Source organism: Flavonifractor sp. (assembly GCF_019422385.1).
GTDB lineage: Bacteria > Bacillota > Clostridia > Oscillospirales > Oscillospiraceae > Flavonifractor > Flavonifractor avistercoris.
Window position 1 is genome coordinate 1 of record NZ_JAHZDL010000105.1, and the last position, 7,425, is coordinate 7,425.

Genomic DNA, 7,425 nt, shown 5'->3' on the forward strand with positions numbered 1-7,425 from the left:
GGCGGCGTCATCATCAAGCCGCTGATGGACGTGCTTCACGGCTTTGACGTGCAGACCATCGGCGTGCTGTCCTCCCTCACCGTGTTCTCCATGTCGGTGGTGTCCATCGGCAAGCAGATGCTCGCCAGGACGAAGATCCCCTTCGGCACCGCCATCCCCCTGGCCCTGGGCTCGGTGGTGGGCGGCCTGGCGGGGGAGCACCTGCTCCAGCTCATTGTGGACGCCCTCCAGGCCAATGCCGCCGTCACGGTGGTGCAGAACGTGGTGCTGGGCCTGCTGATCCTGGCGGTGTTCCTCTACATGAAGAACAAGAGCCGCATCCCCAGCAGACAGCTGCGGGGCGCGGCGGTGGCCCTGCTGGTGGGCGTGTTCCTGGGCGTCTGCTCCTCCTTCCTGGGCATCGGGGGCGGCCCCATCAATGTGGCCCTCATCATCTACCTGTTCTCCTTTGACACCAAGACCGCCACGGTCTGCTCCCTGGTCACCATCCTGTTCGCCCAGATCTCCAAGCTGGCCACCGTGGCCCTGACCACCGGCTTCGCCGTCTTCGACCTGTCCATCGCCCCCGTGATGATCGTGGGCGCCATCGCCGGCGGCTTCATCGGGGCCAGCCTGAACAAGAAGTGCTCCGAGGCGGCGGTGGAGAAGGCCTTCAACGCCGTGCAGCTGGTGGTGCTGGCCATCGCGGTGTTCAATATCGTCCGCAACCTGATGGCCTGACGCCTCACAAAAAAGGAACGGGATTCTCCGGAGAGAATCCCGTTCCTTTTTTGTGCCGGGCGTGGTACAATAACAGGAAGAACCGAGGTGAAGCCCATGTCCAGAACCGCAAACGTGGTGCGCCTGACCCTGCCGCCGGGGCGGCGGGTGCTGGTGATCAGCGACATCCACGGCAATCTGCCGTTTTTCAAGGGGGTGCTCTCCGCCGCCCGCTATACCCCGGACGATGTCCTGGTGCTGCTGGGGGATCTGGTGGAGAAGGGGCCGGACAGCCTGGCCACCCTGCGCTATATCATGGCCCTGGCGGAGCAGAACACGGTGTACTGTGTCCGGGGCAACTGCGACAACCTGGTCAGCGATTTCGCCCTGGACGAGGGGGCGCCGGAGGCGGGCTTCTACCACCACTACCTGAATGTGTGGCGGGATCGCTGCCTGCTGGTGCAGATGGGGCAGGCGGCGGGCTTTGAGACCAGAGGGCCGGAGGATCTGGCCGGCCTGCGGGAGGTGGTGCGGGAGCGCTTCGCCCCCGAGCTGGCCTTCCTGGAGGCCATGCCGGAGATCCTGGTGACCCCCGACTATCTGTTCGTCCACGGCGGCGTGGCCGATGAGGAGCGGTTGGACGGCCTGGACGCCTGGGGCTGCATGAAAAACGACGACTTCCTCTCCCAGGGGCATTCCTTCCGCCGCTGGTGCGTCGTGGGCCACTGGCCGGTGACCCTCTACGACCCCCGGGTGCCCCGCTGTCGGCCCCTGCTGGAGGAGAAGCGGCACATCGCCTCCATCGACGGCGGCTGCTCCCTCCAGATCGGCGGGCAGCTCAACGCCCTGGTGCTGCCGGAGGCGCCCGGCGGGGCCTTCTCCTGGTTTGCCTACGACGGCCTGCCCACCGCTGCGGCCCTGGACGCCCAGGCGCCGTCGGCGGACTCGGTGAACGTCCGCTGGGGCCGCAACGCCCTGGAGGTGCTGGAGCGTGGGCGGGAGTTGAGCCGCTGCCGCCACCTGGAGACGGGGCGGGTGCTGGATGTGCTCACCGAGTACCTGTATGTGGACAGGGGGGTTACCCGGTGCGAGGACTCCACCGACTACCGGCTGGAGGTGCACCCCGGCGACACCCTGTCGGTGGTGCGGCGCGTCTCCGACCGGGCCCTGGTGAAGAAGGACGGCGTCACCGGCTGGTACTTCGGCCGGATGGAATAACAACAAAGTGCGGGGCGGGCCAAAGGCCCGCCCCACCGTGCTTTAACGGTCGGCAAGGTGCTCCAGCACCTTGCCCAGTACAAAGCAGAGGGCGATCCCGGCCAGCACAATGCCAAAATGGAGATACCCCAGAAGGCTGTCAAACACCCAGCCCACCACCAGCAGCGCCGCCAAAATCAGAAACACCTTGAAAAACAGTCCTGCGTAGGCGTTGGAAAAGGCGGCGCGGGAGAAGGCGTGGAACAGATATCCGGCGGCGGCCAGGATGAGCACCGTCACCAGCAGATCCCCCACGGTGACCGGGATGTCCGGCCAGCCGCCTGTTATGGCGCTGTCCGAAAAGAACATCCCACGCACTCCTCGGTTGACAAGCCAGATCACACCCCATGCCCCCAGGCATACCAGGGAGGTGGACAGGCTGTCCAGCACCCGCTCCCGCACCGTGAGCCGGGGCACCTCGGCCAGCACCTGGTCGCAGAACTGGCGGTAGTCCTCCCCAATCACGTCGGCGGGGGAGTCCCCCCGGCGCTGGGCGTCCAGGAACATCCGGCCGATGTCCCGGCGCACCAGCTCCTGATTGTACTCGCTCACCGGGGCGGAGCGGAGGTAGACCACCATGTCGGTGAGCACCTGGTTGAATTCGGGGCTCAGCGCCCGCTCAAAGGCGTTGTTCTCCCGCATCAGCTGTTTGGTTCGGGTCATGGGGACTCCTCCTTCCGCGTGTCGGCCAGCAGGCGGTTCACCGCCTGCGTCAGCTCGGCATAGCTGCCCATGAAGGCGGCCAGCTCCTCCCGGCCCCGCTCCGTCAGGGCGTAGTATTTCCGCTGGGGGCCCAGCTCCGACGGCCGGAGCTGGGCCCGGACGGCCCCGTTTTTCTCCAGCCGCAGCAGCAGGGGATAGATGGTGCCCTCGGCGATGCGGCCGAAGCCGTAGGCGGCCAGCTGCTGGGCGATCTCATAGCCGTAGGTGGGCTTTTTGCGGATTACCGCCAGGATGCACCCCTCCAGGGTGCCCTTGAGCAGTTGAGACGGGATCATGGCATCACTACCTTGCGTTGCAAAATACCTTTCGCAGCTACATTGTATCACAAAGTAGTCTCCTGTCAAGAGAAAATCCGCAAAAAGGGAACAAGAAAATTTGACACAACCTCTTGACAGAGACGGCCCTGTCCGCTATAATATAATCCGTCGCTTGCAGGTGTAGCTCATCTGGTAGAGCGCCACCTTGCCAAGGTGGAGGTAGCGAGTTCGAGCCTCGTCACCTGCTCCAGAAAAGAAAGAAGGACGGCTGAAAGCCGTCCTTCTTTCTTTTCTGGAATATATGCGTTTTATGTTTCGGGCCGCCTGTTCCGGGCGGCCGTTTTTCTCAGGAAAGGAGCCCCTATGCCAAGTCCCGCCATTGAAAAGCTGGGCCGCTTCATCTCCCGCCAGGTGGGGGAGCATCCGGAGCGGGCCCGCCGCCTGCTCCACACCGCCTACAATCTGGTGGGGATGCAGATGCGCCTGTTCCCGCCCAAAAACGTGCTGCCCGCCCGGTGCATGATGCAGGGGGCCACGGCCCGCTCCATGGCCGCCGGGCTGGGGAAGCCCGGCCGGGCGGCCTGCGTCAACATCTTCCTGCCCTGCGAGCTGCTCCACGCCCTGGACATCCCGCCGGTGCTGCCCGAGGGCCTGTCCTGCTACCTGGTGTCCACGGCGGCCGAGCGGGTGTTCGTGGAGGCCGCGGAGGAGCGGGGGGTGCCGGACAGCTACTGCTCCTACCACAAGATCCTGCTGGGCCTGGCGGAGACCGGCGTCATGGCAAAGCCCCGGTTCGTGCTCAACACCTCCCTGGCCTGTGACGCCAACCAGCTCACCTTCCGCCGGCTGGCCCGGTTCTGGGACGTGCCCCATTTCACGGTGGACGTGCCCTTCTCCGCCACAGAGGACAGCGTGGCCTATGTGGCCGACCAGCTGCGGGCCATGGGGGACTTTATTCAGACCCACACCGGCCGCACCCTGTCGGAGGACGCCCTGCGGGCGGCCATGGCCCGCTCCCGGGCCACGGTGGAGGGCTACCGCCGCTACCTGGAGCTGCGGGCGGAGCGGCACCTGTCCGACGAGATGACCTCCGAGATGCTCTCGGTCTTTGCCGTCCACCCCATGCTGGGCAGCCAGGCGGCCCTGGAGTATGTGGAGCGGCTGTGCAGTCAGGTGGCCGCCCTGCCGGAGGGGCGGCGGGGGAAGCGGCTGCTGTGGCTGCACACCCTCCCCCACTGGCAGGACAGCCTGCGCGCCCTGCTCAACTTCCGGGAGGACGTGGAGATCGTGGGCTCCGACATGACCCTGGACACCGATCTCCTCCCCGATCCGGAGCACCCCTACGAGTCCATGGCCCGGCGGCTGGTGAGTTCCTCCTTCAACGGCGGGGCGGCCCGCCGGGCGGAGCGGGCGGTGGAACTGGCCCGGCGGCTGAACGCCGACGGGGCGGTGTACTTCTGCCACTGGGGGTGCAAGCAGACCTCCGGCGCGGCCCAGCTGGTGAAGGGACGCCTGGAGGAGGCGGGCTTTCCCACCCTGGTGCTGGACGGGGACGGCTGCGACAGCGGCAACGTGAACGACGGACAGATGGTGACCCGGCTCCAGGCCTTCCTGGAGCTGCTGGAGGGAGCGAAATGATCGGATATACCTGCAAATACACCCCGGTGGAGCTGCTCTCCGCCTTCGGCGGGGAGCCGGTGCTGCTGAACCGGGAGGCGGCGGACTTCACCCGGGCCGAGGAGCTGACCCACAACCACTTCTGCTGCCACGCCAAGGCGGTGCTGGAGGAGTGCGGCCGGGAGGGCGTCCGGGAGCTGGTGCTGGTCAACTGCTGCGACTCCATCCGCCGCTGCTATGACGTGCTCCGGGATCGGGGGGAGCTGGACTTCCTCTTCCTGCTGGACCTCCCCCACCACGACGACGGCTGCGCCCGGGCCAGGCTGGCGGCGGAGCTGAAGCGGCTGGCGGCGGAGTACGGGGCCTACCGGGACGCAAAATTCGACGCCGCGGCCTTCCGGGCCGCCTTCACCCCCCGCAGTCCCCTGCCCGCCGGGCCCTTCCTGGCGGTGACCGGCGCCCGTGCGGGGGAGAGCCTCCTGGCCGCCCTGCGCCGGGCCTCCCCCCTCCCGGTGGAGGACTTCACCTGCGGCGGCAACCGCTTCGTCCCCCCGCCGGAGGGACTGGGGGAGGAGCTGGACGGCCTGCTGGACTGGTACGCCGGGGCCCTGCTGGGGCAGATCCCCTGCCTGCGGATGGACGGGGTGGGGCGGCGGGAGGAGCTGCTGGCCCATCCCAACCTGAAGGGGCTGGTGTACCACACCGTCAAGTTCTGCGACTACTACGCCTTTGAGTACGAGAACCTGCGCAAGTCCACCGCCCTCCCCCTGCTGAAGGTGGAGACCGACTTCACCCCCCTGTCCGCCGGGCAGCTGTCCACCCGGCTGGAGGCCTTCCTGGAGGGGATGAACCTCCGGGCCGCCCCCGCCTCCGCCGGCCGGCGGGGGAAGTACGTGGCGGGCATCGACAGCGGCTCCACCACCACCAACGTGGTGGTGCTGGATCTGGCCGGGAACGTGGCGGCCTCCGCCATCGTCCGCACCGGCCCCAAGGCCAGCCAGGGGGCGGAGAAGGCCTTCGCCGCCCTGGACGGCCTTTCTCCGGCGGACATGGCCGCCATCGTGGCCACCGGCTACGGCCGCAGCAACATCCCCTTTGCCACCGGCCAGGTGACGGAGATCACCTGCCACGCCCGGGGGGCCCACCGGCTGTACCCCCAGGCCCGGGCCATCGTGGACATCGGCGGCCAGGACAGCAAGGTCATCTGCCTGGACGGGGAGGGGAACGTGACCAACTTCGTCATGAACGACAAGTGCGCCGCCGGAACCGGCCGCTTTCTGGAGCTGATGGCCCGCACCCTGGAGCTGGAGATGGACGAGATGGCGGCCATCGGCCTGTCCTGGGAGCAGGAGCTGACCATCTCCAGCATGTGCACCGTCTTTGCCGAGTCGGAGGTGGTCTCCCTCATCGCCGACAACCACTCCGCCGCCGACATCGTCCACGGCCTGAACCAGTCGGTGGCGGGCAAGACCGCCGCCCTGGCCAGCCGGGCGGGGGCCAAAGGGCCCTACATGATGACCGGCGGCGTGGCCCGCAACCGGGGGGTGGTGAAGGCCCTGGAGGAGCGGCTGGGCGTCCCCCTGTGGATCGCCCCCGAGCCGGATCTCTGCGGCGCCCTGGGGGCCGCCCTCTTCGCCCTGGACAGTCTGGACAGCACGGCCCGGACATGATAGAATCATATCTATCGAATCAAGAAAAGGGAGGCCGGTTCTATGACAAAGAACGAGGCGTTTCTGCATCTGGGCGACGCCCTGCCCGCCGACATCGCCCGCCGGCGGGACATGGGAGATCTGGAGGGGGCCGTCCGGCTCATTGACGGGCGGCTCTCCGGGGGGAAGCAGCCCCTGCTGGCCCCCCGGCTGGAGGCGGAGCGGGTGCGGCTGGAGCGGCTGGGCCACGACTACCCCTTCACCCGGGCGGAGGCCATCGGGCAGATCCGGGCGGAGTGGCCGGAGTTCACCGAGGCGCAGTTTGACGCCCTGGTGGACGGCGGGCGCATCGACTGGCGGATGCTGGGCGGGGAGATGCACATCCACGAGCGGTTCCTGGAGTCCCTGCGCATCTACCCCCGGGAGGCCCCCGGCCTGCGGCCGGAGCAGGCCGACCACACCGAGCGGGACGCCATGCTGGCCCGGATGGAGCGGGAGGGCTCCCTCACCGCCCGCATCACCCTGCGGGCCTCCATCCGCGCCCTGGTGCCGGTGGAGGGGCGGGCGGTGCAGGCCTGGCTGCCCCTCCCGGCGGCCTGCCCCCAGCAGAGCGGGATCCAGATCCTGGACGCCACCCCCGGCGGCATCCCCGCCCCGGAGGACGCCCCCCAGCGCACCATCTGGTGGGATACCAGGGGCGTGTCGGAGTTCAACGTCACCTACCGCTACCTCCACCGGGCGGAGTATGTGGACCCCCTGACCCTCCCCCTGGACCCGGTGCAGCCCACCTTCGATCTGGAGGAGCAGCCGCCCCACATTCTCTTTACCCCCTACCTGCGGGCCCTGGCGGAGCGGCTGACGGCGGGGCTCACCTCCCCGGCGGAGAAGGCCAGGGCCATCTACGACTATGTCACCGGCATGGTGGACTACCGCTATCAGCCCGCCTACCTCCAGCTGGACTGCATCCCGGATCAGTGCGCCAAGACCCTGCGGGGGGACTGCGGGGTGTTCGCCCTGCTCTTCATCACCCTGTGCCGCATCGCGGGCATCCCCGCCCGGTGGCAGAGCGGCCTGTCCGTCCGCCCCGACGGGGCGGGGCCCCACGACTGGGCCATGTTCTACCTGGCCCCCCACGGCTGGCTGTGGGCGGACTGCTCCTTCGGCTCCTCCGCCCGGCGCAGCGGGGAGGACGCCCGCCGCGCCCACTACTTCGGCAGCCTGGA

Annotated in this window: 7 protein-coding genes and 1 tRNA gene; 6 read left to right on the forward strand and 2 right to left on the reverse strand. The window is 68.2% G+C overall.

Going from position 1 to position 7,425, the window contains the following annotated elements:
- A partial coding sequence (locus QZ378_RS11420) for a sulfite exporter TauE/SafE family protein (protein ID WP_291258355.1) occupies positions 1 to 720 on the forward strand: 720 nt, incomplete at its 5' end.
- A gap of 96 nt (positions 721 to 816) precedes the next feature.
- Entirely contained in the window at positions 817 to 1,917 is a 1,101-nt protein-coding gene (locus tag QZ378_RS11425) for a metallophosphoesterase (protein ID WP_191528969.1), read from the forward strand.
- A gap of 42 nt (positions 1,918 to 1,959) precedes the next feature.
- On the opposite strand, the gene QZ378_RS11430 is transcribed toward QZ378_RS11425, so the two are convergent.
- Positions 1,960 to 2,619: a hypothetical protein gene (locus QZ378_RS11430; RefSeq protein ID WP_191528970.1), complete on the reverse strand. Its 660-nt coding sequence runs from the start codon at positions 2,617 to 2,619 to the stop codon at positions 1,960 to 1,962.
- Positions 2,616 to 2,954, reverse strand: a complete 339-nt coding sequence (locus tag QZ378_RS11435) for a PadR family transcriptional regulator (protein ID WP_191528971.1) — start codon at positions 2,952 to 2,954, stop codon at positions 2,616 to 2,618. The genes QZ378_RS11430 and QZ378_RS11435 overlap by 4 nt, the downstream gene beginning before the upstream one ends.
- Positions 2,955 to 3,110: 156 nt before the next feature.
- On the opposite strand from QZ378_RS11435, the gene QZ378_RS11440 reads away from it, so the two are divergent.
- From QZ378_RS11440 to QZ378_RS11455, 4 genes are all read left to right on the forward strand, one after another.
- Positions 3,111 to 3,186 (forward strand) — tRNA-Gly (locus QZ378_RS11440).
- Positions 3,187 to 3,299: 113 nt separating this feature from the next.
- Entirely contained in the window at positions 3,300 to 4,574 is a 1,275-nt protein-coding gene (locus QZ378_RS11445) for a 2-hydroxyacyl-CoA dehydratase subunit D (protein WP_291258356.1), read from the forward strand.
- Complete coding sequence (locus QZ378_RS11450; RefSeq protein WP_291258357.1) at positions 4,571 to 6,223, forward strand: acyl-CoA dehydratase activase; 1,653 nt, start codon at positions 4,571 to 4,573, stop codon at positions 6,221 to 6,223. Before QZ378_RS11445 ends, QZ378_RS11450 begins: the two co-directional genes overlap by 4 nt.
- Positions 6,224 to 6,265: 42 nt before the next feature.
- The coding region (locus QZ378_RS11455) for a transglutaminase family protein (protein WP_291258358.1) at positions 6,266 to 7,425 on the forward strand (1,160 nt) is incomplete at its 3' end.

Excerpts from the sequence above, each read along its gene's own strand:
- QZ378_RS11425 (WP_191528969.1), top strand. The coding sequence starts at position 817 with ATGTCCAGAACCGCAAACGTGGTGCGCCTGACCCTGCCGCCGGGGCGG.
- QZ378_RS11430 (WP_191528970.1), bottom strand. The coding sequence starts at position 2,619 with ATGACCCGAACCAAACAGCTGATGCGGGAGAACAACGCCTTTGAGCGG.
- QZ378_RS11435 (WP_191528971.1), bottom strand. The coding sequence starts at position 2,954 with ATGATCCCGTCTCAACTGCTCAAGGGCACCCTGGAGGGGTGCATCCTG.
- QZ378_RS11445 (WP_291258356.1), top strand. The coding sequence starts at position 3,300 with ATGCCAAGTCCCGCCATTGAAAAGCTGGGCCGCTTCATCTCCCGCCAG.
- QZ378_RS11450 (WP_291258357.1), top strand. The coding sequence starts at position 4,571 with ATGATCGGATATACCTGCAAATACACCCCGGTGGAGCTGCTCTCCGCC.